Source organism: Pseudomonas sp. R9.37, assembly GCF_963878885.1.
Classification (GTDB): domain Bacteria; phylum Pseudomonadota; class Gammaproteobacteria; order Pseudomonadales; family Pseudomonadaceae; genus Aquipseudomonas.
Genome location: NZ_CAWNZA010000046.1, coordinates 176,282 through 199,469 on the forward strand (window position 1 = coordinate 176,282; position 23,188 = coordinate 199,469).

Below are 23,188 nucleotides of genomic sequence, written 5' to 3' on the forward strand. Positions count from 1 at the left end.
ACGGCAAAGGTCACGCGCAGGCCATTCGCCACGCTTTGCGCGGTTGCGTGGGTTATATCGGGCTGGCCCAGACAAATACTGCGCCCAGGGCCGAGGTGCCGGCTGATCGCCCGCGTGCCCGGACGCTACACCGCCCACCAGCGCGATGGGCTGTACCGCGTTGCGCTGCCGCTGACGCGTGCGTCGTTTACCGTGGCCATGCGCTGACACCCGCGGCCGGATGCCGACCTGGCCCACCGTGGGTTGCGCGGTTGTTTACGCGAGCGGTGCGGGCAATAAACGCGCAGCAGCAGGTACAATCGTCGCTGCCTTGACGCGAAACCCCAGGAATTTGCATGTTCAGCCTTACCCGCTACACCGCGCCGTGCCCCGAGCCGATCACCAGCCAGATCCTGCAGATGGTGGTGGATAACCTCACCGACATCAGCAGCGTCGCGCTGCCGCCCAGCAACCTGCTCTACAACATTTACCAGTACACCACCGGCTTTGAGGTGCACCTGTACCTGCAAGCGCTGGATGGCTCGAAGGGCATCGCCGTTGAACTGGTGGTGGCGATGGAGGAGGACACGCTGGTCGGCTTTTGCCTCTATCTGCCGGTCAAAGACGACCCTCAAGCCTGCGGTATCGCGTTCATGGCAGTGCAGGCGGGTAGGCGGCGCCAGGGCGTGGCGCGCGCAATGATGCAGGACGTGCTGGCGCGTTATCCCCACGCCGAGTTGGCGTGTGCCGTGGAAAAGGTCCCGGCGTTCACGGCCATGGGCTTTCAGGTACGCGGTGCGCGCGACACGCAGGTGCTGATGAACACGCGCGATTACGGCACTGACGGCCTGATGGGCGTGCTGGATGTGGCGGCGATCTATCGCTCGCTGGAAGTGCGGCAGATTCATACCTACCTGCTGCAAAAACACGGCAAGCGCGCCATGGTGGATGCCGAGAAGCAACGCGACCGCCATCTCGATCAGCTGGCGCGCAAGGTGCGGCTATATGTGAATGAGCACTTGGCGTGAAAAGGCCAACCGGTGGCGAGGGCGTTTTCCCTCGCCACCGGTACGCTGCATTGGCCTCACACCTTATGGCTTGGCCAGGTTCCAATTACCGCCAACGCCGTCACCGGTGATGTCGCCCGGTTTGCTGTCCTTGACCCAGGTGTACAGCGCCTGGCCTTTGTAGGCCCATTGCTTGCTGCCGTCATCGCGGGTAATCACGCTGTAGCCGTCGGCATCTTTCGCCGTGGCCTGGGCAGTGAACGCGGGCCAGTTGGCCAGGCATTGGCCGTTGCACGCCGATTTGCCGGCGCTGTCTTTGGCGAAGGTGTAAAGGGTCATCCCCTTGCTGTCCACCAGCACTTTGCCCTTGGCGCTGTCAGCCACGTTGGCTGGAGCGGCGAAGGCCGTGGAAGCCGCACAGGCAAACAGGACGGCAGCAGCGAGGGAGAGTTTTTTCAGCATGACGAGCTCCTGGGTGTTTTTGGATTTAGGTACTGGCCTTGTGCTGTATTCACAAGCCGTACTCAGGTAAACACCCGTCGCGACGCTTTATTCCTGCGGCGTGAATAATTATTTACCCGCGGCTTCGATTGACCATGCCCAGGATCGTCGCGAGCAGCTCATGCTGCGCCTCATCGCGGCTGATCTCGCCGCTGGCTGCCGCCTGTGACAACGCCTCCGCCGCGCCGAGCATCGCCCGCAAGCCGGCTTGCGACACGGTGGCGCCGGGTGCAAACGGCGCCAGGGCGTCGCGGCATTTGTCGAGAAAGATCGCCTCGTATTTGCGCTTGAGGGTTTCCAGTTCCGGCGAACTGCTCAACGCGGCAATGACCCCTGGAATTTCCCGCCCCTGCAGCAACACACAATCGACATAGCACGCGGCGATCACCTGCGCGCGGTCATCGAGTGTCGCGCCACTGCTGTCGAGGGCTTGGGCAAACAGCTGGTTCTGACGCCCGTCGAAATCTTCGTACAGCGCGGCGAGCAAGCCTGCGCGGGTGACGAAATGGTCATAGACCACCGGCTTGGTGACGCCCGCCAGTTCCGCGAGACGGCCCAGGGTCAGCGCTTCGGTGCCTTCCTCGCGTACCAGTTGCCAGGCCACATCGAGCAATTGGCGCAGGCGATCTTCGCGCGCAAGGCGCCGGCGTGGAGCTGTGGATTCAGTGCTTGACATGCTTATATACCAAAAGTAACTTGAGGGAGTAACTTACTAAAAGTAGTTTAGCCCAGCCTAAACGCAAAGGGAGTCAATGTCATGCACGCTCTGATCGTTGTTGCTCATCACGACCCGCAATCGCTCACCCACAGCCTCGCCGCGCAAGTGGCGGCAGGCTTGACTGCCGCTGGCCATACGTTCGAGATCGCCGACCTCGCCGCCGAAGGTTTCGACCCGCGCTACACCGCTGCCGACCACCGTGTGCACCGCACCCGTGCCACGCCACCGGCCGACATCCTCGCTGAACAAGTACGCATCGACCGCGCCGACGCGCTGGTTATCGCCTTCCCGATTTATTGGTGGTCGCTGCCAGCCTTGCTCAAAGGCTGGATCGACCGCGTGTTCGTCAACGGCTGGGCCATCGACTACGGTCCCGATACGCCGGTGGTGAAGAAACTGCGGCACTTGCAGGTGCACCTGCTGGCCCTCGGCGCGGCGGATCACAGTGCGTTCGACCGCCACGGGTACACCCAGGCGATGCGCACGCAAATTGACTACGGGATTTTTGATTATTGCGGTGCTCAGGTGGTGACGTCCGCGCTGCTGTTGGAATCCGAGAGCGGGGGTGCGCAAGCGCATTTACAGGCGGCGAAGGTCGTGGGGCAGGGCCTGTTTGAGGACGAAACCGTGGCCGGGTGATTCAGCCTTCGCGAAACAGGTCGTGGGCATCAAGCAAGCGGTAGGCAATCTCCGGGCGTTTTTCCATGCCGCGACGAATCGCTGCGGGAATTGATTGCCGGGTCTTGCGACACATGCCCGGCAGGTCGTCGATGACGATCTGAATCCCGCGCATGCTCTTGACCTCGGTGTGGCCCGGTGCGACGTGTACGCGGATGCCCAATTGCTCGTACATCCGCTGTTGCATGTGTTCCAGGTCTTGCAGGCTTTTGAGGTCTTCGAGGCGCTCGAGCAGGCGTTTTTCTTCCTGGCGTGTCAGGTGAAGAATGCGCACGTCGGCGTCGGGCGCTTGCAGCAGTTGCTCACGGTCGCAGACGCAGGCGCCGGGCGGGCAGGGCGGGCGAATCGTCATGTGCATTCCCTCCCCATTCCGGCGCTGCTGCTTCAGTAGCTCAGTGCGACCCCAAGGCTGCCCAAGGCCTTCCAGTACTCAGGGTAGGTCTTGGCCACGCAGTCCGGGTCTTGAATGCGGATTCCCGCGACCTTCAACCCGGCCAGCGCAAAGCACATGGCGATGCGGTGGTCGGCATGGGTGTCGATCAGCGCGTTGCACGTGGTGCCGGCCAGTGCAGGGTCGCTGGCGACCAGCAGGTCATCGCCTTCGATGGTGGCCAGGCCTGGGCGAATTTCGTTGAGGCCATCGTGCAGCGCCTGCACCCGGTCACATTCCTTCACGCGCAGGTTGGCCAGTTCAGTGAAGCGCACCGGGGTGTTATTGAACGCGGCCAAGACTGCCAGGGTCGGGATCGCGTCCTGCATCTGCGAGCCGACCACGTTGGCCTGCATGTTCGGGAACTGGGCGATCACGGCCTGGGCCTTGGCGTCCGGCTGGGTGAAGTCCTGCGCCGCCACGCCGATGTCGATGCGCCCGCCGGTCAACACTTCAGCGGCCCACAGGTACGTTGCAGCGGAGGCATCGGGTTCGATCAGGTAGTCATGGGCGGTGTAGCCGGTGGGGGCGACGCGCCAGGTGGTGTCGTCGACCACTTCGACCTGTGCGCCAAAGGCACGCATGCAGTCCAGGGTCAGGTCCACGTAGCCACGGGCGCCGATGTCCTTGCCGGTCAGCGCCACTTCAATCGGCGCTTCGCCGCAGGCGGCAAGCATGAGCAAGGCCGACACATACTGGCTGGACAAACCGCCGTCGATTTCAAAGCGTTTGGCCTGGACCTTGCCCACGCCGTGCACGGTCACCGGCGGGCAACCCGTGGGGCTGTCGACGCGGATTCCGTTCTGGCCAAGGGTGGCCAGCAGCGGGCCGATCGGGCGTTTTTGCATGTAGTCGTCGCCGTCCAGCACCACGGTGCCTTCGACCGTTGCCACGGCCGCCGTGAGAAACCGCATGGCGGTGCCGGCATTGCCGAGGAACAACGGCTGCGCGGGCAATTGCAGTTTGCCGGAGCCTGTGACCACGAAGGTGGTGTCATCCGGCTCATCGATGGTCACGCCCATCTGGCGCAGGGCCACCGACATGTGGCGGGTGTCATCGCTTTTCAGCGCGCCGCTCAAACGGCTGGTGCCCTTGGCCAGCGCCGCCAGCAACAGGGCGCGGTTGGTAATGGATTTGGAGCCGGGAGGAGCGACCTTGCCGTTCAGGGGGAAATTGGGCGGTGTCACGGTCACGGTTTTCTGCGAACTCAAGGTACAAGGCTCCTGATCAAGGCAAGGTGGTGTGGAGTGGCCGACGGGCGGACCCGAATAATCAGCCAAACACGCCACGCTTGTCGAGCAGGGATCGTTGTACGGCGCGTATTACGGCGTGATCAACTCGCGGACAGGGCGTGTAGCCTTACTGCCCTCAGCCGGGTAGGACAAACAACCCCTGCGTTGCAGGACAACGGCCTTTACGCCGCGAAACGGCGTCGCTGTACGAATGTTCCGAAAGAAGCATCGATTGGACAATAAAACCCACCACGGTAAGTTCGAGGCACGCCCCATGACGGGGCGCTTTCAATCAAGGAGTGAATGAAATGAACAAACCTCAGACGCAACTTAGGCACGGCCGTGTCGTGACCCCCGCCAGCCGAGGCTCGGTGGCGGTAGAACGTGGGCTGCTGGGCAACTGGCAGGTCAATGAAATGGAAGGCGGCAAGAACTTCCCGGCACTCACCGCCGGGCCTTTCCCTGCGCCTTATCAAACCGATGATCAAAGCGTCACGCCGCCGGCCGACGGGCACATCCTGAGCGGCGGCAAAACCGATGAGCGCGATTGCATCAACTTCACCGATGAGGAGATGAGCAAAAAGCTCAACACCCCGTTCACTTGGCCATTGCTCAATGTCGAGGCCGGCCAGGTGTTCAAGGTGCAGTGGCAATACACCGCTGCCCACGTCACCCGGGGTTATCGCTGGCTCATCACCAAGGATGGCTGGGACCCCAAGCAGCGCATCAGCCGCGCCCAGCTTGAGGCAAAACCATTCTTTGAAGACTTCTACACCCAGGTGCCGTATTACCAGCACGCCGACGAAATGAAAGCCAGGGTCGAGCACCAGGTGACCTTGCCCAAGGGCAAAAAAGGCCGCCACGTGGTGGTGTTGATGTGGATCGTGGCCAACACCGGCAACGCGTTCTATCAGGCGTTTGACCTGGACTTCAAATAAGCCCGGCTCAGCGTTTGCTCAACCAGTAATCATGTAGCGCCCGCGCAGCCGGTTCGATTGCGCTGACCCGCTGTTGATGGGCGTTTACATCCAGGTCCGCCGGCAATTCGAAGTTGTCCTGCTCGGCGCACCCGGAAATTTTCTCCAGTTGCCCGGCCAGTTCGGCGGGCAATTCGGGCCAGTGGCCGATCGCGGCGCCACGGATATAGCCAAAGCACCATTCCTCCGCCAGGGTGACGACGTGGCCCTGATGCTCCGTGTCATCAAAGCGAGCCTTGAAGCCTTGCGCGTCGGTTGCCAACTGCGCGGCCAGGGTATTCATATGGCGCACGCACAGTTCGAGAAAACGTTGGGCCTCTTCCACACTTTCCCAGTCCGGGTTCTGCCCACCCCAGATCGCCGGAAACCACTCAGCGACGTCCACTTGTGCCGGGCTTGAAACCAGCGCAGTGAAGTAGCCGTCGAGTTCGGCCAGGTTCAGCACCGAGTGATCGTCACCGTACTTGAGCAGGGTTTCGTCGATGAATTCGAAATCGGCGGGGGCGAGGGGTTGGGCGTGCATGGCAATTCCTTTGAGCGTCGAGCGCCGCTGCGGGGCGGCTTAAAGCGCGAAGGATGGCGCTTAGGCCGGCTTTTTTCCAGCGTTTTCCCAGCGCACAAGCAGTTTGCTCACGCACATCGAACCCACCACCGCCAGGATGATCGGCACCAGAAAGTCATGGTCGATCCGGGTAAATTCCGCTACCAGCACAATCGCCGTCAGCGGCATGCTCATGCTCGCCGCCAGGAACGCCGCTGCGCCGATGATCGCAAACGCGCCCAGCGGCACGCCGGGCCACGCCAGGCTCCAGGCGCCGCCGAGGATGATCGCCAGCAACGCGCCATTGGCCAGGGCCGGGGTCAGCAGCCCGCCCTCGGCCCCGGCGCGCAGGCTGCTGGTCGTGATCAGCACTTTGACCAGCAGCAGGATGGCGGCCAGGCCGATTGTCAGCTCATTGTCGAAACCCAGTTGCGCCGGGCCCTTGCCGTTGCCGAGGATCTGGGGCAGCAGCATGGCCAACCCACCGATGAGGGTAAAGTTGATCAACGCCAGCACCGGCAAACGCCAGCCGCGCGCGGCGTTCGCCCTGGCGGCGCCGGTAACGCGGCTGAAAGCGTAGGCCGCCACGCCAAACACCGGGCCACACACCACGGCCCAGGCGATCAACGCCGGGCTCAGCAGAAAATGCGGCACCACGTATTGCGACTCTGCGCCAAGGCCGATCCATGCCACCGCGGCCCCAATCGCCGACGTTGCCAGCGCAATCACCGCCGCTGGCCAGCTGAATGCGCCGACCAGCACTTCCAGCACAAATACCGCGCCGCCCAACGGCACGTTGTACACCGCCGCCAGGCCCGCACCCGCGCCGCAGGCTACGATCAGCCGATGCATCGACGGTTCCAGTCGCGCACGCTGCGCTAACCATGTCGCCGCCAGTGCGCCGACTTCACGCGGCGCCACTTCACGCCCCAGCGGCGAGCCAAGGGCCACGGTGATGATTTGCAGGATGGCGTGGGCGAGGGTGGTCTTGGGCGGCATGATCGGCATCTTTTCGCCAACCGCCTGCTTGATGCTCACCAGCGGGCGGCCGTAGCGATAAATCGCCCACCAGCCCACACCCGCAACGAGGCCGCAAATGACCAAGACCAGTAACCGACGCTGTGGCGCGGCGGCGGTCACGCCCCACAGAAAGGTTTCATGGCTGATCAGGCTGTCGAGGCTGTACCCGTACGCCAGGTGCTGGATGCCGTGCAGCAGCAACGCCAGGAGCATCCCGCCAAGCCCGGCGCCGATGCCAGTCAGCACGACCACCAGGGCCAGAATCAACGATGAGCGAAACGTGGTCGGCATAGACGGCTCCAGGAAGTGGCCCAGATTGTATAGCCGATAAAGTCGCGTTCCCGGGTGAAGTGTATCGGCAGGCCATGAACCGCGGCCCCACAACATTTCATTACGTTTGCCAGTCCCGTTTTTGGCCGATGCGCCGCCGCGCTCCCTTGTTATAGTTCGGCCCTTATCACTCGCCAGTCAGGGATCACTGCCATGTCCGAATACCAAGCTTTCGTCGTCGAACTCACCGGCAACGTTGCCCATGTGCAGATCAATCGCCCGGAAAAGATCAACGCGATGAACGCGGCGTTCTGGACCGAAATCATCGACATCTTCCAGTGGGTCGAAGACACCGACGCCGTGCGCGCCGTGGTACTCAGCGGCGCCGGCAAGCATTTTTCTTCCGGCATCGACCTGATGCTGCTGGCCTCGGTGGCCAACGAATTCGGCAAGGACGTGGGCCGCAATGCGCGCTTGTTGCGCCGCAAAATCCTCGAGCTGCAAGCCTCGTTCAACGCCGTCGACCATTGCCGCAAACCGGTGCTGGCGGCGATCCACGGCTACTGCATCGGCGGCGCCATCGACTTGATCAGTGCCTGCGACATGCGCTACGCCGCTGAAGACGCGCAGTTCTCGATCAAGGAAATCGACATCGGCATGGCCGCCGACGTGGGCACCTTGCAGCGCCTGCCGCGCATTGTCGGCGACGGCATGCTGCGTGAACTGGCTTACACCGGCCGCCAGTTCGGTGCTGAGGAAGCGCGCAGCATCGGCCTGGTCAATCGCGTGTATGCGGACCCTGCAAGCCTGTTGGCCGGCGTCATGGACATTGCCCAGCAAATCGCCGCCAAGTCGCCGATTGCCGTGACCGGCACCAAGGCGATGATCAGCTACATGCGTGACCACACGGTCAATGATGGTTTGGAATACGTTGCCACCTGGAACTCGGCTATGTTGCAATCCAACGACCTGCGCGTGGCCATCGCGGCCCATATGAGTAAGCAGAAACCCGAATTCGTGGATTGACTGACATGACCCCAGGCTGGATTACCACAACGCTGCTGGACAACGACGCCCCCGGTGGCTGGGCGGTCGCCCGCAGCCGCGAAGGCTTTTTGCATGACACCAATGGCCCGCTGTTCCCGCGCGAATGGCTCAAGCGCCAGGACCTGTCGGTGTTCGCTGAACACGGCATCGGCCACCTCGACGGTGAGCCGGTGTACTTGCTGGAACTGAACTCGGCGAGTGACGTGCCAGGCTGCAGCTGGCAAGGTTTGCGCGCGTTCATGCTGCAGGGCGATCACACGTTGTACAAAGTGCTCGGCTACGCCGCGCAGATCGGCACCTGGGCGCGCGAGCACCGGTTTTGCGGCAGCTGCGGCCAGGCCATGGTCCAGGTGCCGCGTGAGCGCGCGATGCATTGCACAGCCTGCGACCTGCGCAGCTACCCGCGCATTTCGCCGAGCATGATTGTGCTGGTGACCCGAGGCGACGAGATTCTGCTGGCGCGTTCGCCGCGTTTTGTCACGGGCGTCTACAGCACCCTGGCCGGGTTCGCCGAGCCGGGTGAGTCGGCCGAAGACTGCCTGATCCGCGAGGTGCGCGAGGAAGTGCAGGTGGAGGTCAAGAATATTCAGTACATGGGCAGCCAATGCTGGCCGTTCCCGCATTCGATGATGCTCGGCTTCCATGCCGAATATGCCGGTGGCGACATCGTGCCCCAAGCTGACGAGATCGAGGACGCGCAATGGTTCAGCATCCACGACCTGCCGCCGCTGCCGGCGTCACGTTCGATTGCGCGTTACCTGATCGACCTCTACCTGGCGCGTCGTTTAGGCCACGCTGAACCAGTGTTGCCAGGCTAGACGCACGGTCAGGCCGAGAACCACGGTGATAAACACCGGGCGAATGAATTTGGCGCCGCCGCTGATCGCGCTGCGTGCGCCAAAGAATGCGCCGCACATTACCGAAAAGCCCATCGCCAGGCCGACGATCCAGTCCACCGAGCCGTTGAAGATGAACACCGACAGCGCCGCCGCGTTGCTGACGAAGTTCATGCTGCGCGCGACGCCGCTGGCCTTTACCAGGTCGATGGGGTGCAGCAGCATCGTGCTGACCGTCCAGAACGCGCCGGTGCCGGGGCCGGCTACGCCGTCGTAGAAGCCCAGGCCAAAGCCCTGGGTGGATTGCCACTTCTTCTTGATCCGCGCGTCGGCATCCAGCGGCGCCTTGGGCGTACCGCCAAACAGCAGGTACACACCGCAGCCGAATACGATCACCGGGAGCATTTTGTTCAGGGTTTCGGCCGGCAGGTAGTGCGCGACGACCGCACCGGCCAGCGCGCCGATCAACGTGCCGACGATGGCATGCACCCACTGGCGGGGATGAAAAAGTTTGCGCCGGTAGAAGGTGAAGCTGGCGGTGGCCGAGCCGAAGGTGGAACTGAGTTTATTGGTGCCCAGCACCAGGTGGGGCGGCATGCCGGCGGTCAGCAGGGCGGGCGTGGTGAGCAGCCCGCCGCCGCCGGCGATGGCATCGATGAAGCCGGCGATAAAGGCCACGATGGCCAGGATGGCGAGGGTGGTGAGGTCGACGCTGAGTTCGAAGGGCATGGGCAGGGCTTATTATTGGCAGGGCACAGCGAAGGGGCTGCACCAAAGGCCCGCATCTTACCTGTCAGATCAACAGAGAGCCAAATGTGGGAGCGGGCTTGATCGCGAAGGCGGCATGGTCAGTCAATATATCTGTGACTGATCCACCGCTTTCGCGAGCAAGCCCGCTCCCACAGGTTTAACCGCGATCAACCGTGACGCTTGTCCAGCCACTCCAGCGCTGTGCGCCACACACAAATGCCGAGGAAATACGCCGACATCAGCGACCACAACCCGAACGTCCATGGGTTGGTATTCGGGTAGTCCACCACCATCAAAAAGCTGCACAGCAACCAGATCGTGGTCACGGCAATGTTGATCGGCATAAAGCGCTTGACCCGGAACGGGTGCAAAAACTTCATCGGCGTCACGGTCAGCAGCGCCAGGCCAATTACCGTCAGCAAGGTGACCCAGGCGTCCGGCTGGATGATGTACACGCACAGGGCAACCACGTTCCAGGCGGCGGGGAAGCCGACGAAGTAGTTGTCCTTGCTCTTCATGTTCACATTGCAGAAGCAGAACAGCGACGACACCAGAATCACCGACACCGTAAACAGGTGAGTGAAGTCGGGCAGGTCGATATAGCGGTAGATGAACAACGCCGGAATAAACACATACGTCAGGTAATCAATCACCAGGTCCAGCACCGAGCCATCGAAGCTTGGCAATACCGTGCTGACATTCACTCGTCGGGCCAGGGAGCCGTCTACGCCATCGACTACCAGTGCCAGGCCCAGCCAGAGCAGGCAAGCCTTGGGTGAGTTTTCCAGCAGCGCCAGCGTGGCCAGAAAGGCCAGCACGACGCCGGTGGCGGTAAAGCCGTGGGCGCCCCAGGCTTTGAGTCTGGCTACATGCAGGGTCGATATCACGGGCGTTTCTCCAAAAGGTCAAACAGGGCAGCCGACAACGTAACGCCGTCGAGTCTGGCCAGGGAATGCAGGTATCGACCGGGAAGGGGGGGATAAGGTTCACCACCCCGGTGTATCACTTAGCGTAGCAAGCGCAGCACGTTTCAGCATCAACCCTGACGGAACACCAGCGCCTTCAAGCCACTTTGGGGGTCGATATCCGGAAATTCAGGCGGGTTTTGCAGCCGCTCAACAAAGCGCAGGCCCGGTGCTTCGCGGGTGACGCCGTCGATCAGGAAGTCTTCGCCAAACGCCGGGTCGTTCATGCACGCCAGTACGCTGCCCTGGGGCGTGAGCAAATCCGGCAGCCGGCGCAGCACGCGTTGGTAGTCCTTGGTCAGCAGGAAGCTGCCTTTCTGAAAGGACGGCGGATCGATGATGACCAAATCATAAGGCCCGCTGTGGGTGACCTTGGCCCAGGACTTGAACAGGTCATGGCCCAGAAACGTAACGTTGCTCAGGTCGTGACCGTTCAGGCGATGGTTGTCGCGGCCACGGCTGAGGGCGCCACGGGCCATGTCCAGGTTCACCACATGGTCGGCGCCGCCTTCGATAGCCGCGACCGAGAACCCGCAGGTATACGCGAACAAGTTGAGTACGCGCTGGCCTTTGGCCTGCTCACGCACCCAGTTACGGCCGTAACGCATGTCGAGGAACAGCCCGCTGTTCTGTTTCTTTCCCAGGTCGATCAGGTAGCGCAGGCCGCCTTCGGTGATGGTCAGCTCCTCAACGGCGTCACCCACCAGCCATTCGGTGGTGCTTTGCGGCAGGTAGCGGTGTTGCAGGGCCACGGTATAGGTGCTGAGCTGTTCCTTGAGCATCTGTTTCAACGCGTCCAGCTGTTCGGCCTCCGGCGCTTTGAACAACGAAACCAGAATCACCCCTTGCAACCAGTCCACCGTCAGTTGTTCCAGCCCCGGCCAGCAGCGGCCACGGCCGTGGAACAGTCGCCGGGTCTCGGCGGGCGGGCTGGCCAGGGCGGTGAGCAGGTGGGCGTGCAGGGTGGCAAGTGCGTCTGGGGTCATCGGTCAGCGTCGGTCATTGAGCGGGCGGCATTTTAAACACAGTTGCGGCGTTGCGTGGGGCTTGAGCACAACGTGCTGGCAAAAAGCGGATTGGCAGTGATTCATGCTCAAAATGCTCGAACCTGCGCCTGATAACAGGCAAAAAATCCTTTAGCGCCAGCATAAACTGGAAAAAAGCCCGGAGGTGCGCATGAATGGTTTCGCCAGTGCAGTCAATCACACGGCGTTGGATCAAGTAGAGCAGGACGAGTGGCGTGACGCACTGGCTTCGCTGGTGGCCAACGCCGGTCCCGAACGGGCGCGGCAGATCCTCGACCTGTTGGCCCGCGAAGGCAGCGCCCCGCACATCAACTGGAAACCACGTCACGGCACGCCGTACATCAACAGCATCAGCGTTGAGCAGCAGCCGGTCTTTCCCGGTGACCTCGCCACCGAAGAGCGTCTGGCTTCCCTGGTGCGCTGGAACGCGCTGGCCATGGTGGTGCGCGCCAATCAGGCGTACGGCGAGCTCGGTGGCCATATCGCCAGCTACGCCAGTGCCGCCGATTTGTTCGAAGTCGGCTTCAACCATTTTTTCCGCGCCCGCAACCCAGACTTTGGCGGCGACCTGGTGTTCTACCAGCCGCATTCCGCGCCGGGCATTTATGCGCGCGCCTTCCTGGAGGGCCGCTTGAGCGAAGACGACCTCGCGCACTACCGCCAGGAGATCGGCGGGCAACAAGCGGGCGCACGGGGTCTGTCCAGCTATCCGCACCCGTGGTTGATGCCGGACTTCTGGCAGTTCCCCACCGGTTCCATGGGGATCGGCCCGATCAGCTCGATTTTCCAGGCGCGTTTCATGCGTTACCTGCAGCATCGTGGGCTGCTCGACACCACCGACCGTCACGTCTGGGGTGTGTTCGGCGACGGCGAAATGGACGAGCCGGAAAGCATGTCGGCACTGACCCTGGCCGCTCGCGAAGGCCTGGACAACCTGACCTGGGTGGTCAACTGCAACCTGCAACGCCTCGACGGCCCAGTGCGCGGCAATGGGCGCATCATCGATGAACTGGAGGCGTTGTTTGCCGGTGCCGGCTGGAATGTCATCAAGCTGGTCTGGGGTTCAGACTGGGACGCCTTGCTCGCCAAGGACAGTGACGGCTCGCTGGTGAGCACGCTGTCGCAGACCGTCGACGGGCAATTCCAGACCTTCGCCGCCAAAGACGGCGCCTACAACCGTGAGCACTTTTTCGGGCAGAGCGAGTCACTGGCCAAGTTGGTCGAGGGCATGAGTGACGAGCAAATCGACCGCCTTAAGCGTGGCGGCCACGACATGGTCAAGATCCACGCCGCCTACCACGCCGCGCGCCGGGTCAAGGGCCAGCCGACGGTGATCCTGGCGCAGACCAAAAAGGGCTTCGGCATGGGCGAAGCCGGACAGGGCAGGATGACCACACACCAACAGAAGAAGCTTGATCGGCAGGCGCTGATCGCCTTCCGCAATCGCTTCCAGTTGCCGCTGACGGACGAGCAGACCGAATCGTTGAGCTTCTTCAAACCGGCCGACGACAGCCTTGAACTGCGCTACCTGCATCAACGCCGCCAGGCGCTCGGCGGTTACGTACCGAGCCGCAGTCAGGTCGCAGCGCCGGTGGCGGTGCCGCCAGTGAAGGATTACGCCGGTTTCGCCACGGCGGCTGACGGCAAGGAAATGTCCACCACCATGGCCTTCGTGCGCATGCTCACCCACCTGCTCAAGGACAAGGCCCTCGGCCCGCGCATCGTGCCGATTGTGGCCGATGAGGCGCGCACCTTTGGCATGGCCAACCTGTTCAAGCAGATCGGCATCTATTCCAGCGTTGGCCAGCGCTACGAGCCCGAAGACATCGGCTCGATCCTCAGCTACCGCGAGGCCACCGACGGGCAGATCCTCGAGGAAGGCATCAGCGAAGCCAGTGCCATCAGCTCGTGGGTGGCAGCGGCCACCAGCTACTCGGTGCACGGCCTGCGCATGTTGCCGTTCTACATCTATTACTCGATGTTCGGCTTCCAGCGCGTCGGCGACCTGATCTGGGCCGCCGCCGACCAGCGCGCCCGCGGCTTCCTGCTTGGCGCCACGGCCGGGCGCACCACCCTGGGCGGCGAAGGGTTGCAGCACCAGGACGGCAGCAGCCACCTCAGCGCCGCCACCGTGCCTAATTGCCACGCCTACGACCCGGCGTTTGCCGGCGAGTTTGCGGTGATCCTCGACCACGGCATGCGCCAGATGCTGGAACACGATGTGGACGCGTTCTACTACGTAACGCTGATGAACGAAAACTACCCGCAGCCAAGCCTGCCGCAGGGCGTGGAGTCAGCGATTATCAAAGGCATGTACCGCTTGCAAGGTGCGCCAGATGCCCAAGTGCGCTTGCTGGGTTCGGGCACGCTGCTGCGCGAGGCCCAGGCCGCCGCGCAGTTACTGGCCGAGGATTGGCAAGTGGCGAGCGAGGTGTTCAGCGTCACCAGTTACAGTGAGCTGGCGCGGGATGCGCGGGAAGTGGAGCGGTGGAATCGCTTGCATCCCCAGCACGCCAAGCGCGTCAGCCATGTGAATGACTGCTTGCCCAACGGCGCGCCGGTGATTGCGGTGTCCGACTATGTGCGGGCGGTGCCGCAGATGATCGCTTCTTACCTGAGCTGCCGCTACACCGTGCTCGGCACCGACGGTTTTGGTCGCAGTGATACACGGGCAGCGTTGCGTGATTTCTTTGAAGTGGATCGCCATCACCTGGTGCTGGCAGCGCTGACGGCGTTGGCGGAGCAGGGGAGTGTGGCGCCGGACGTGTGTCAGCAGGCGATTGAGCGCTATGGCTTGCAGACGGAACGCGAAGCGTCCTGGGTTTGCTGACTGGCGAAAATCCAAATGTGGGAGCGGGCTTGCTCGCGAAGGCGGTGAATCAGTCAGCAGATTTATTAACTGACAGACTGCATTCGCGAGCAAGCCCGCTCCCACACTTTAGGGTTGCGGTGGTGTTAGAACGTGGCAATCAGGGCTGGCCCAAACGCGTCCTTCAGAAACTCCGGCGCGATGTAGCGCTCGTAGTGCGCCTCGGACAACAGGAAAAATTCCCGATCAATCGCATCACGCAAATCCGCAAGGTTGCGCTCACGAAACTCCGGCAACAACGCCAAGCCGTACGCATCCAGCTTGGAAATCACCCGCGCGCCCCGCGCTATCAACTGGTACGCCCAGCAATACGGCGACTGGTGCGGCATAAAGCGAATCTTGCGGTCTTCCAACTGCTGGCGCAGGCGTTGTGGGTCGAACACTTCCAGCTTGCTGGCCATCACCTGCACCAGCAACTGCTCCAGGCGCAGCCACACCGCCTGCTTCTCGTCGGCGTTGTAGCCATTCCACTGAATCACCTCATGGTGATAACGCTTGCAGCCCCGGCAGACCAGGTCACCGTAAACGGTAGAGCACAGGCCGACGCAGGGGGTCTTGATGGTGTGATTGGGCATAAAGGGCAATTTGCAAAGTCTATAGAGCACCGCAGACCCAATGCGGGAGCGGGCTTGCTCGCGAATGCGGAGAGTCAGTCACCGGATGCATCGACTGACACACTGTATTCGTGAGCAAAACCGCTCCCACACGTTTAGATCTGTGTTGTTGATCAATCCCAGCTCAACGCACCACCAGTCTGATACTCAATAACCCGAGTCTCAAAGAAATTCTTCTCTTTCTTCAAGTCCATAATCTCGCTCATCCACGGGAACGGGTTAGTGGTGCCCGGATACTCTTCTTTAAGACCAATCTGCGACAAACGACGGTTCGCGATGAACTTGAGGTAGTCTTCCATCATCGCCGCGTTCATGCCCAACACGCCGCGCGGCATGGTGTCACGCGCGTACTCAATTTCCAGCTGAGTCCCTTGCAGGATCATCTGGGTCGCTTCTTCCTTCATTTCAGCATCCCACAAATGTGGGTTTTCGATTTTGATCTGGTTGATCACATCGATACCGAAGTTCAGGTGCATCGACTCGTCGCGCAGGATGTACTGGAACTGCTCGGCCACGCCGGTCATTTTGTTGCGACGGCCCATGGACAGGATCTGGGTGAAGCCGCAATAGAAGAAGATGCCTTCCAGGACGCAGTAGTAGGCGACCAGGTTGCGCAGCAGTTCTTTGTCGGTTTCGACGGTGCCGGTTTCGAACTTCGGATCGGAGATCGAGCGGGTGTACTTCAAGCCCCAGGCGGCCTTTTTGGCGACCGATGGAATCTCGTGGTACATGTTGAAGATTTCGCCTTCATCCATGGCCAGCGATTCGATGCAGTACTGGTAGGCGTGGGTGTGGATCGCTTCCTCGAAGGCCTGGCGCAGGATGTACTGGCGGCATTCCGGGTTGGTGATCAGGCGGTACACGGCCAGCACCAGGTTGTTGGCAACCAGGGAGTCGGCGGTGGAGAAGAAGCCGAGGTTGCGCATGACGATGCGACGTTCGTCGTCGGTCAGGCCTTCGGGGTTTTTCCACAGGGCGATGTCGGCGGTCATGTTGACCTCTTGCGGCATCCAGTGGTTGGCGCAGCCGTCGAGGTACTTCTGCCAGGCCCAGTCGTACTTGAAGGGCACGAGTTGGTTGAGGTCGGCGCGGCAGTTGATCATGCGCTTTTCGTCAACGGCGACGCGGGCGGCGGAACCTTCCAGCTCGGCGAGGCCTTCGGCGACGTCGAGTTTGTCCAGGGCGGCCTTGGCGCGGATGATCGCGGCGGAGTCGTTGGCGGTAACGGCGCGAGCTTCGATGGCGGCGGCAGCGCCGGCACCGTCGAGGCGGTCCATGTTGGCTTCGGTGGCGTGGCCGGCGTTGGCGCCCTTGATCACCGCTGCACCGGTGTCTTCGTTGTCGACTTCATCCCAACTCAGCATTGAAATACTCCTTCCTGGTCTGTTCTGACGGTGTGTGAACCCGTCCAAAAATATGCGGTTTGCAGGCTACTCGGCATTGAAATACTGCGCGTAGTGTGGTCGGTAAATACCGATACTGCACACTATGTAGTGGTCTGGTTTGTTTGTGGGCACACTATATGGTGTGTAACAAAGTAGGTCAACGCACAAGATGTGCGGTAATGGGTCGCTGCCCGGCGCTGGTTCAGCTATAAAGCCAGGGTTCACTGGCCACATAGGGAAACTCAAGGGAATGAAAAAGATTCTGCTGCGCGCGGCCACCCAGCAAGACGCCGAAAGCATCTTCGCGGTGCATCAACACTCGGTCGAAAACCTGTGCAATGCCGACTACGGCCCTGAGCAGATTGCAATGTGGCTCGACGGTCGCTCGCCTGAGACGTACCGCGCGGCCATCGCCGCGGGCACGCTGTGGCTGGCGTACACCGATACCCTGCAAGGTTTCGTCGAAATTGACGGCCATGAAATCAGCAAATTGTTTGTGCGCGGTGATGCGGCCGGACAGGGCATTGGTGCGCGTTTACTGAGTGAAGCCTTGCAGCACATCCAACACGCGGGCCATGCCAAGGCCTACCTGGAAGCAACCCTGACCGCCGAAACATTCTATGCCACCTTCGGGTTTCGCAACATCGGCGAGGGCAGGTTCAGCCGTGGCAACAGTCCGGTTTCCATTGAGATCATCAAGATGGAGCGGGCTTTTCAGGAAACGTAATGCGCCGCCGACTCAAGCCACCTTCCGCGTTGAGCCAGCGGTGCTTGAACGGAGGGCTACCAGCCGCGCAAACGCTCCCATACCTGCACATCAGCGTCATGCAAAACGGCGATGTAGCTACCAAACTGCGCGCCCGTCGCGCACGCATGGTTGGGCAAAATGCGCAGGCGCGTGCCGAGTGGGAAGTGCGTGACCACATCCACATGGCTGTGCTCAAACCGCGCCACACCGTGTTCCTGATTGGCGCTGCTGAGCAGCAACCCATCGATGGGCTCACCGTATTCATCACACACCTGGCCATACCCGAAATCACGTTTCTGCGACTGAGTGCCACGATCCCGACTCATGGCCATCCAGCCCGCATCGGTGATGACCCAGCCTTTTTCCGCTTGATGGCCGATCACCGTTGTCAGCACGCTCAAGGCCAGTTCATCGGCACGGCACACGCCGATGTTGTGCATCACCAGGTCGAAGAACGCATACACGCCAGCGCGCAGTTCGGTGACGCCGTGCAGGCTCAGCGCCGACAACGCGGTGGGCGTGGAGCCGACGCTGACCTGTTCGCATGACAAGCCCGTCGCACGAATGCGCTCGGCCGCCTCGACGCAACGTGCGCGTTCCTGTTCCGCTATCGCTTGCAAGGCTTCAGGCGTATCCAGGCCGTAGCTTTCTCCGGCGTGGGTCAGCACGCCGGCGAGGCTGGCGCCCAGCAGCTGGGCGATCACCAGCAATTCAGGCGACTGCGGCTTGACCCCGCAGCGATGGCCGTCGCAATCGATCTCGATCATCACCGCAAAGGTTTCGCCGTGCTGCCGGCCAAAATCGACCATGGCCTGGGCACCGGCGAGGCTGTCGGTGATCAGCGTCAGCGCGCAACCCTGGCGCCGCAACGCCAAGGCCTGGGGCAGCTTGTGGGGCGCCATGGCGACTGCGTAGAGAATGTCGTGGATGCCCCGCTCGAAAAAGTACTCGGCTTCCTTGAGCGTCGACACGGTGATGCCGCGCGCACCCGCGGCGATCTGTGCGGCCACCACTTCGGCGCATTTATGGGTTTTGACATGCGGGCGCAAGTGCACGCCCAGGCTGTCAGCGCGCTGTTGCATGCGCTGGATATTGCGCTGCATCTTCAGCGTGTCAATCAATGCAGCAGGCGTGTCCATGGTTGAAACTCCACAATGAGGGACAGCGGCCAAATTGACGCCCTGTCCAGGACTGGATATGTTGTCTTGCATGAAAAAGACCTCTCCGGAACAAACCACCCTGATCAGCCAGCTCGAACAGATTGCCGAAGGCTTGAGCAAAACCTTCAGCCCGTTCTGCGAGGTGGTGCTGCACGACTTGAGCGACCCGCAGCACGCGATCCTGGCGATCCATAACAACCTTTCCGGACGCCAACCCGGTGACCCGGCCACCGAACTGGGCCTGGCGCGGATTGCCGACCCGGACTACCCGCAGGTCATCGCCAACTACCAGAACCAGTTCGCCGATGGGCGTCAGGTCAAAAGCACGTCGATCGGCATCAAGGACGCCAGCGGCAAGTACGTCGCGGCCTTGTGCATGAACGTCGATCTCTCGTTGTTCCGGGGCTTGCAGGGCATGCTGGAGCAGTTTGGTTCAGTCAGTGGCGACAAGCCCAATGAGTCCCTCGACCCGTCCGGCGCCGATGTGATTCGTGCGCGTATCGACCAGTTCGCCGCACGCCTGGCCACCACGCCGCGGGCACTCAAGGCGGCGGATCGGCGGCTGCTTTTGCAAGAGCTCAAAGACTCCGGCTGCATGGACGTTCGTCGGGCCATGGAAACGGTCGCCTCGCACCTGGGCGTGTCGCGCGCGGCGGTCTACACCTACGCCAAGTAACGCGCCAGCGCTTCAATCTCTACCAGATACCCGTGATGCAACTCGGGCACCGGCACCACCGCGCGGGCAGGGCGGTGCTCGCCCAGCGCGGCGGCGTAGAGGCGGTCGAATTCCGGCCAGTGGTTGACCCCGACCACGTACACCGTGACCTTGACCAGGTCCTGGGGCGAACCGCCGGCGGCTTTCAAGATCGCCAACACATTGTCCAGCGCCACCTGCGCCTGTTCGGTAAACGACGCCTCAAGGTTGTGGCGACCCTGCGCGCTGACCGGCAATTGCCCGGAGATATACAGCGTGTCGCCATGGCGCACGGCCTGCGAATAATGCCCGGCAGGCGGCGCGGCAGTCGCGGTGTGGATGATGTTCATGACGCCTCGCTGAGCAGGGCGGCGTAGCGCTGGATATCGACGTTGCCGCCGGTGACGATAACCCCCACGCGTTGGCCCTTGAACCGCTCGCCCAGTTGGCGCAATGCCGCCAGGCCAAGGCAGCCGGTGGGCTCCACTACCATCTTCATGCGCTGCATGAAGAAGCGCATGGCTTGCACCAACTGCGCGTCGGAGACGGTGAAGATGTCGTTCACCTGATCACGGATGATCGGGAAGGTGTAGTTGCCCAAGTGTTGGGTTTGCGCACCGTCGGCAATGGTCGCCGGCGTGTCGATGTGCACAATGCTGCCGGCACGCAAGGAGCGTTGGCCGTCATTGCCGGCCTCCGGTTCGACGCCGAACAGTTGGCAATCCGGTGCCAGCGCACGGGTCGAAAGTGCTGTGCCCGAGAGCATGCCGCCGCCGCCCAGGCCGACGAAGAGCGCGTCCAGAGGACCGGTGAATTCCAGCAGTTCCTTGGCGGCAGTGCCTTGGCCGGCGAGGATGTGCGGGTGATCGTAAGGCGGGATCAGCGTCATCCCTTGCTCGATGGCCAGGGTACGGCCGATCTGCTCGCGGTCCTCGGTGAAACGGTCATACAGCACCACGCTGGCACCATATTCACGGGTCGCGGCGACCTTGGCGGCCGGCGCGTCGGTGGGCATCACAATCGTCGCCGGCATGCCCAGCAAACGCGCCGCCAGCGCGATGCCTTGGGCGTGGTTGCCCGAAGAAAACGCCACCACACCGGCCTTGCGCTGCTGCGCATCAAACTGCGAGAGGGCGTTGAACGCGCCGCGAAACTTGAATGAGCCGGTGCGTTGCAGGTGTTCACATTTGATGAACACTTCGGCGCCGGTTTCGGCGTTGAGAGTGCGCGAGGTGAGCACCGGCGTGGCGTGCGCGAAGCCCTCCAGGCGCTGGGCAGCGGCGGTGACGTCTTGATAGGTAGGCAGTTGCATGCGACGGACCTCATGTGCGTGTTTGGATAAAATATCCATATCAAGACAAATAGTAAAGTTTCCTGTGTTCATGCTAGCGTTTCGAGCTTCTCTGAACGCCCGAGGGTTCGACGTTGATCCGACTCACCGACTACATCGCCAACCTTGCCCAGTCACCGCTGGCGCCGTGGGCCGACCTGGCACCCTGGGCGTTGGTGACCCAGGCGCCCGCCATCGTCCGCCACTTGCTCACCGAACTGGCGGTTGAGGATTACGCCATTCACGATGAAATCGCCGTGCACCGCACCGCCACGGTCGAACCCGGGGCCTTGCTCAAGGGCCCATTGATCATCGGCGCCGAGTGCTTTATCGCCAGCGGTTCGCTGCTGCGCGGTGGTTGCTGGCTGGATGCGCAGTGCATCATCGGGCCAGGCGCCGAACTGAAAACCTCATTTGTATTCAAGGGCAGCAAGCTGGCGCATTTCAATTTTGTCGGTGATTCGGTGCTTGGCCACGGGATCAACCTGGAGGCGGGCAGCATCGTCGCCAACTACCGCAATGAACGCGTGGACAAAGAGGTGCTGGTGCGCATTGACGGGCAGTTACAGCGCACCGGTTGCGACAAATTCGGCGCGTTGCTCGGCGATCAGTGCCGAATTGGCGCCAATGCGGTGCTGGCGCCGGGGGCCGTGTTAGCCCCTGCCAGTGTCATCGGGCGCGGGCAAGTGTTCGACGCAGAAGCCTCTGTATAAACGCAATGTTGAAAAGGGCATGGTGCACCGGCACGATATTAAATAGAATGAATCTCATTTGAGACTCACTCGCGCCGCGCAGGTCGCTTGCCATGAATGATGCAGTTGTCCCGACCCACGCCGCCGAACCCACCTTGTCGAGTTTGTACCGCGACCACCGCAGTTGGCTCGAAAGCTGGCTGCGGCGGCGCCTGGGCAATGCCTGGGATGCAGCGGACCTGAGCCAGGATACGTTCCTGCGCGTGCTCGCCAGTGCCCAGCCGATTGCGCAGATGCAGGAGCCGCGCGCGTACCTGGTCACGGTCGGCAAGCGCTTGCTGGTCAACTTTCATCAGCGGCGCAGCCTTGAGCAGGCTTACTTGACGGCCTTGGCAAGTCTTCCTCACACCTGTGTGCCGTCGCCGGAGCAACGCTGGCTGCTGCTGGAAACCCTGCAGGCGCTGGATGAGTTGCTCGACGGTTTGCCCGTGCTGGTGCGCCGCGCATTTTTGTGGAGCCAACTTGAAGGCCTGGGTTATCGCGAGATTGCCGAGCGGCTCGACGTTTCTGAGCGCACGGTGAAGCGCTACATGGCGCAAGCCTACGAACATTGTTTGCTGGCAGACCTGTGAGCCGCGAGGTCGCGCGCGCCGCCGCGCAGTGGCTGGCCTTGCTGGAATCCGGCGCGGCCACCGAAGTTGATCACGCCGCGTTGCAGCAGTGGCGCGACAGCCACCCCCAGCACGAACAGACCTGGCAGAAAGCCCAAGCCCTGCGCCAGCGTTTCAGCGACGTGCCGCAGGCATTGGCAATGGCCAGCCTCGACCGGCCCCAGCCGTCGCGGCGGGCCATGCTCAAGCGTGCGCTGGGTGTGGCGGCGCTGGTGCCGACCGCCTGGCTGGTGAGTCGGCAGTTGCCCATCGAGGCATGGCGGGCCGACGTGCACACCGCCACCGGCGAGCGCAGGCGTCTGCCGTTGGCCGATGGCAGCAGCCTGCAACTCAACACTGCCACGGCGGCGGATGTCGATCTGCAGCAGCGGCGCATCACGTTGGTCGACGGTGAGCTGGCCGTGAATGTGCCAGGCGCGGCGTCGATGACCGTGAACACCCGCTACGGCGAGGTTCACGTCAGCCAGGCCGAAGTGTGTGTGCGGCAATTGGCGTCCGGTTGTTTGGTCTCTGTGCTCAAGGGCGCGGTGCAGGTGCGCGACGTGCAGGGGCACGTGGCGACATTGAGCAGCGGGCAGCAGGCGCCGTTGCAGGCCAAAGGGCTTGGCGCCTGGGTAGCGTTCGATGCGCTGCAACTGGGCTGGCGCGACGGCGTGTTGACCGCGCAGAACCAGGCGCTGGGGGATTTTTTGCGCGAACTGGCGCGTTATCGCCCAGGCGTGTTGCGCTGGGACCCGAGCCTGGAAAGCCTGCGCGTGACCGGCAGCTTCCGGCTGGACGACACCGACCGCATTCTCACGCTGCTGTCCCAGACGTTGGGGTTTGAAGTGCGCGCGCGTACGCGGTACTGGGTGACCTTGAGCCGCACACTGGTCTGACGCCTCACTGTGGGAGTGGGCTTGGCCTGCGTTGGCGTGCGAAGCGCTTCCAATTCGGACACTTAGGTAAAACTGATAGACCGCGTCGTGGGATTTTAGGGCCGCTTCGCAGCCCAACGCGGGGCAAGCCCGCTCGCCACAGAAAGCCTGCTTGCCATAGGGCGCCCGCAT

The 23,188-nt window shown here is 62.2% G+C and carries 25 protein-coding genes and 1 pseudogene; 12 read left to right on the plus strand and 14 right to left on the minus strand.

Annotation, left to right across the window (positions count from 1 at the left end; translation table 11 throughout):
• Positions 1–102: 102 nt before the first annotated feature.
• Both AACU78_RS22655 and AACU78_RS22660 read left to right on the plus strand, forming a co-directional pair.
• A pseudogene (locus AACU78_RS22655) lies at positions 103–279 on the plus strand (LysR family transcriptional regulator); the annotation flags it as partial.
• A 56-nt stretch (positions 280–335) separates the two neighbouring features.
• Positions 336–1,007 (plus strand): GNAT family N-acetyltransferase, encoded by a 672-nt coding sequence (locus tag AACU78_RS22660; protein ID WP_106577904.1) that lies wholly within the window; start codon positions 336–338, stop codon positions 1,005–1,007.
• 63 nt (positions 1,008–1,070) lie between these two features.
• Here the strand turns inward: AACU78_RS22660 and AACU78_RS22665 are convergent, their stop codons facing one another.
• The gene (locus AACU78_RS22665) at positions 1,071–1,448 is read right to left on the minus strand and encodes a COG4315 family predicted lipoprotein (protein WP_106577905.1); all 378 of its coding nucleotides are present in this window, start codon (positions 1,446–1,448) and stop codon (positions 1,071–1,073) included.
• Between the two features lie 112 nt (positions 1,449–1,560).
• Entirely contained in the window at positions 1,561–2,163 is a 603-nt protein-coding gene (locus AACU78_RS22670) for a TetR/AcrR family transcriptional regulator (RefSeq protein ID WP_106577906.1), read from the minus strand.
• Positions 2,164–2,244: 81 nt separating this feature from the next.
• On the opposite strand from AACU78_RS22670, the gene AACU78_RS22675 reads away from it, so the two are divergent.
• Positions 2,245–2,844 carry an NAD(P)H-dependent oxidoreductase gene (locus AACU78_RS22675; protein ID WP_106577907.1) on the plus strand — a complete coding sequence of 200 codons (600 nt, stop codon included), beginning with the start codon at positions 2,245–2,247 and terminating at the stop codon, positions 2,842–2,844.
• Between the two features lies 1 nt (position 2,845).
• On the opposite strand, the gene AACU78_RS22680 is transcribed toward AACU78_RS22675, so the two are convergent.
• On the minus strand, positions 2,846–3,235 hold the full coding sequence (locus tag AACU78_RS22680; RefSeq protein ID WP_106577908.1) for a hypothetical protein: 390 nt from the start codon (positions 3,233–3,235) through the stop codon (positions 2,846–2,848).
• Between the two features lie 32 nt (positions 3,236–3,267).
• Positions 3,268–4,524 (minus strand): 3-phosphoshikimate 1-carboxyvinyltransferase, encoded by a 1,257-nt coding sequence (locus AACU78_RS22685; RefSeq protein WP_106577909.1) that lies wholly within the window; start codon positions 4,522–4,524, stop codon positions 3,268–3,270.
• Between the two features lie 329 nt (positions 4,525–4,853).
• Here AACU78_RS22685 and AACU78_RS22690 point away from each other — a divergent pair, with 329 nt between their 5' ends.
• A complete protein-coding gene (locus AACU78_RS22690) occupies positions 4,854–5,483 on the plus strand; it encodes a lytic polysaccharide monooxygenase auxiliary activity family 9 protein (protein ID WP_106577910.1) in 630 nt (209 codons plus the stop codon).
• Between the two features lie 7 nt (positions 5,484–5,490).
• On the opposite strand, the gene AACU78_RS22695 is transcribed toward AACU78_RS22690, so the two are convergent.
• Both AACU78_RS22695 and AACU78_RS22700 read right to left on the minus strand, forming a co-directional pair.
• Positions 5,491–6,045, minus strand: coding sequence for a UPF0149 family protein (locus AACU78_RS22695; protein WP_106577911.1), 555 nt, complete (start codon positions 6,043–6,045; stop codon positions 5,491–5,493).
• 60 nt (positions 6,046–6,105) lie between these two features.
• Positions 6,106–7,374, minus strand: a complete 1,269-nt coding sequence (locus AACU78_RS22700; protein ID WP_106577912.1) for a chloride channel protein — start codon at positions 7,372–7,374, stop codon at positions 6,106–6,108.
• A 192-nt stretch (positions 7,375–7,566) separates the two neighbouring features.
• Between AACU78_RS22700 and AACU78_RS22705 the strand changes: the two genes are divergently transcribed.
• Both AACU78_RS22705 and nudC read left to right on the plus strand, forming a co-directional pair.
• A complete protein-coding gene (locus AACU78_RS22705; RefSeq protein ID WP_106577913.1) occupies positions 7,567–8,379 on the plus strand; it encodes a crotonase/enoyl-CoA hydratase family protein in 813 nt (270 codons plus the stop codon).
• A gap of 5 nt (positions 8,380–8,384) precedes the next feature.
• Positions 8,385–9,218 (plus strand): NAD(+) diphosphatase, encoded by an 834-nt coding sequence (gene nudC, locus AACU78_RS22710; protein WP_106577914.1) that lies wholly within the window; start codon positions 8,385–8,387, stop codon positions 9,216–9,218.
• On the opposite strand, the gene AACU78_RS22715 is transcribed toward nudC, so the two are convergent.
• The 3 genes from AACU78_RS22715 to AACU78_RS22725 all read right to left on the minus strand — a co-directional run bounded on the left by AACU78_RS22715 (position 9,186) and on the right by AACU78_RS22725 (position 11,937).
• A complete protein-coding gene (locus AACU78_RS22715) occupies positions 9,186–9,965 on the minus strand; it encodes a TSUP family transporter (RefSeq protein ID WP_106577915.1) in 780 nt (259 codons plus the stop codon). The genes nudC and AACU78_RS22715 overlap by 33 nt on opposite strands.
• A gap of 188 nt (positions 9,966–10,153) precedes the next feature.
• Positions 10,154–10,873 carry a phosphatidylcholine synthase gene (pcsA, locus tag AACU78_RS22720; protein ID WP_106577916.1) on the minus strand — a complete coding sequence of 240 codons (720 nt, stop codon included), beginning with the start codon at positions 10,871–10,873 and terminating at the stop codon, positions 10,154–10,156.
• A gap of 149 nt (positions 10,874–11,022) precedes the next feature.
• Positions 11,023–11,937 carry a class I SAM-dependent methyltransferase gene (locus AACU78_RS22725; RefSeq protein ID WP_106577917.1) on the minus strand — a complete coding sequence of 305 codons (915 nt, stop codon included), beginning with the start codon at positions 11,935–11,937 and terminating at the stop codon, positions 11,023–11,025.
• Between the two features lie 190 nt (positions 11,938–12,127).
• On the opposite strand from AACU78_RS22725, the gene mdeB reads away from it, so the two are divergent.
• Positions 12,128–14,806 carry an alpha-ketoglutarate dehydrogenase gene (mdeB, locus tag AACU78_RS22730; protein WP_106577918.1) on the plus strand — a complete coding sequence of 893 codons (2,679 nt, stop codon included), beginning with the start codon at positions 12,128–12,130 and terminating at the stop codon, positions 14,804–14,806.
• A 125-nt stretch (positions 14,807–14,931) separates the two neighbouring features.
• Here mdeB and AACU78_RS22735 read toward each other — a convergent pair whose 3' ends face one another.
• Positions 14,932–15,420 carry a DUF1289 domain-containing protein gene (locus tag AACU78_RS22735; RefSeq protein WP_106577919.1) on the minus strand — a complete coding sequence of 163 codons (489 nt, stop codon included), beginning with the start codon at positions 15,418–15,420 and terminating at the stop codon, positions 14,932–14,934.
• A gap of 152 nt (positions 15,421–15,572) precedes the next feature.
• The gene (locus AACU78_RS22740) at positions 15,573–16,823 is read right to left on the minus strand and encodes a ribonucleotide-diphosphate reductase subunit beta (protein WP_106577920.1); all 1,251 of its coding nucleotides are present in this window, start codon (positions 16,821–16,823) and stop codon (positions 15,573–15,575) included.
• 271 nt (positions 16,824–17,094) lie between these two features.
• Between AACU78_RS22740 and AACU78_RS22745 the strand changes: the two genes are divergently transcribed.
• Positions 17,095–17,571, plus strand: coding sequence for a GNAT family N-acetyltransferase (locus AACU78_RS22745; protein WP_106577921.1), 477 nt, complete (start codon positions 17,095–17,097; stop codon positions 17,569–17,571).
• Between the two features lie 56 nt (positions 17,572–17,627).
• Here the strand turns inward: AACU78_RS22745 and AACU78_RS22750 are convergent, their stop codons facing one another.
• Positions 17,628–18,731 carry a DSD1 family PLP-dependent enzyme gene (locus tag AACU78_RS22750; RefSeq protein ID WP_106577922.1) on the minus strand — a complete coding sequence of 368 codons (1,104 nt, stop codon included), beginning with the start codon at positions 18,729–18,731 and terminating at the stop codon, positions 17,628–17,630.
• A 70-nt stretch (positions 18,732–18,801) separates the two neighbouring features.
• On the opposite strand from AACU78_RS22750, the gene AACU78_RS22755 reads away from it, so the two are divergent.
• Positions 18,802–19,428, plus strand: coding sequence for a helix-turn-helix transcriptional regulator (locus AACU78_RS22755; protein WP_106577923.1), 627 nt, complete (start codon positions 18,802–18,804; stop codon positions 19,426–19,428).
• Here AACU78_RS22755 and AACU78_RS22760 read toward each other — a convergent pair.
• Positions 19,416–19,796, minus strand: a complete 381-nt coding sequence (locus AACU78_RS22760) for a RidA family protein (protein WP_106577924.1) — start codon at positions 19,794–19,796, stop codon at positions 19,416–19,418. The two genes, AACU78_RS22755 and AACU78_RS22760, sit on opposite strands and share 13 nt — an antisense overlap.
• The gene (locus tag AACU78_RS22765) at positions 19,793–20,758 is read right to left on the minus strand and encodes a threo-3-hydroxy-L-aspartate ammonia-lyase (protein WP_106577925.1); all 966 of its coding nucleotides are present in this window, start codon (positions 20,756–20,758) and stop codon (positions 19,793–19,795) included. The genes AACU78_RS22760 and AACU78_RS22765 overlap by 4 nt, the downstream gene beginning before the upstream one ends.
• 113 nt (positions 20,759–20,871) lie before the next feature.
• On the opposite strand from AACU78_RS22765, the gene AACU78_RS22770 reads away from it, so the two are divergent.
• From AACU78_RS22770 to AACU78_RS22780, 3 genes are all read left to right on the plus strand, one after another.
• Positions 20,872–21,489: an LpxA family transferase gene (locus AACU78_RS22770; protein WP_106577926.1), complete on the plus strand. Its 618-nt coding sequence runs from the start codon at positions 20,872–20,874 to the stop codon at positions 21,487–21,489.
• 92 nt (positions 21,490–21,581) lie between these two features.
• Positions 21,582–22,100: a sigma-70 family RNA polymerase sigma factor gene (locus AACU78_RS22775; protein WP_106577927.1), complete on the plus strand. Its 519-nt coding sequence runs from the start codon at positions 21,582–21,584 to the stop codon at positions 22,098–22,100.
• A complete protein-coding gene (locus AACU78_RS22780) occupies positions 22,097–23,017 on the plus strand; it encodes a FecR domain-containing protein (protein ID WP_106577928.1) in 921 nt (306 codons plus the stop codon). The genes AACU78_RS22775 and AACU78_RS22780 overlap by 4 nt, the downstream gene beginning before the upstream one ends.
• Positions 23,018–23,188: the final 171 nt, after the last annotated feature.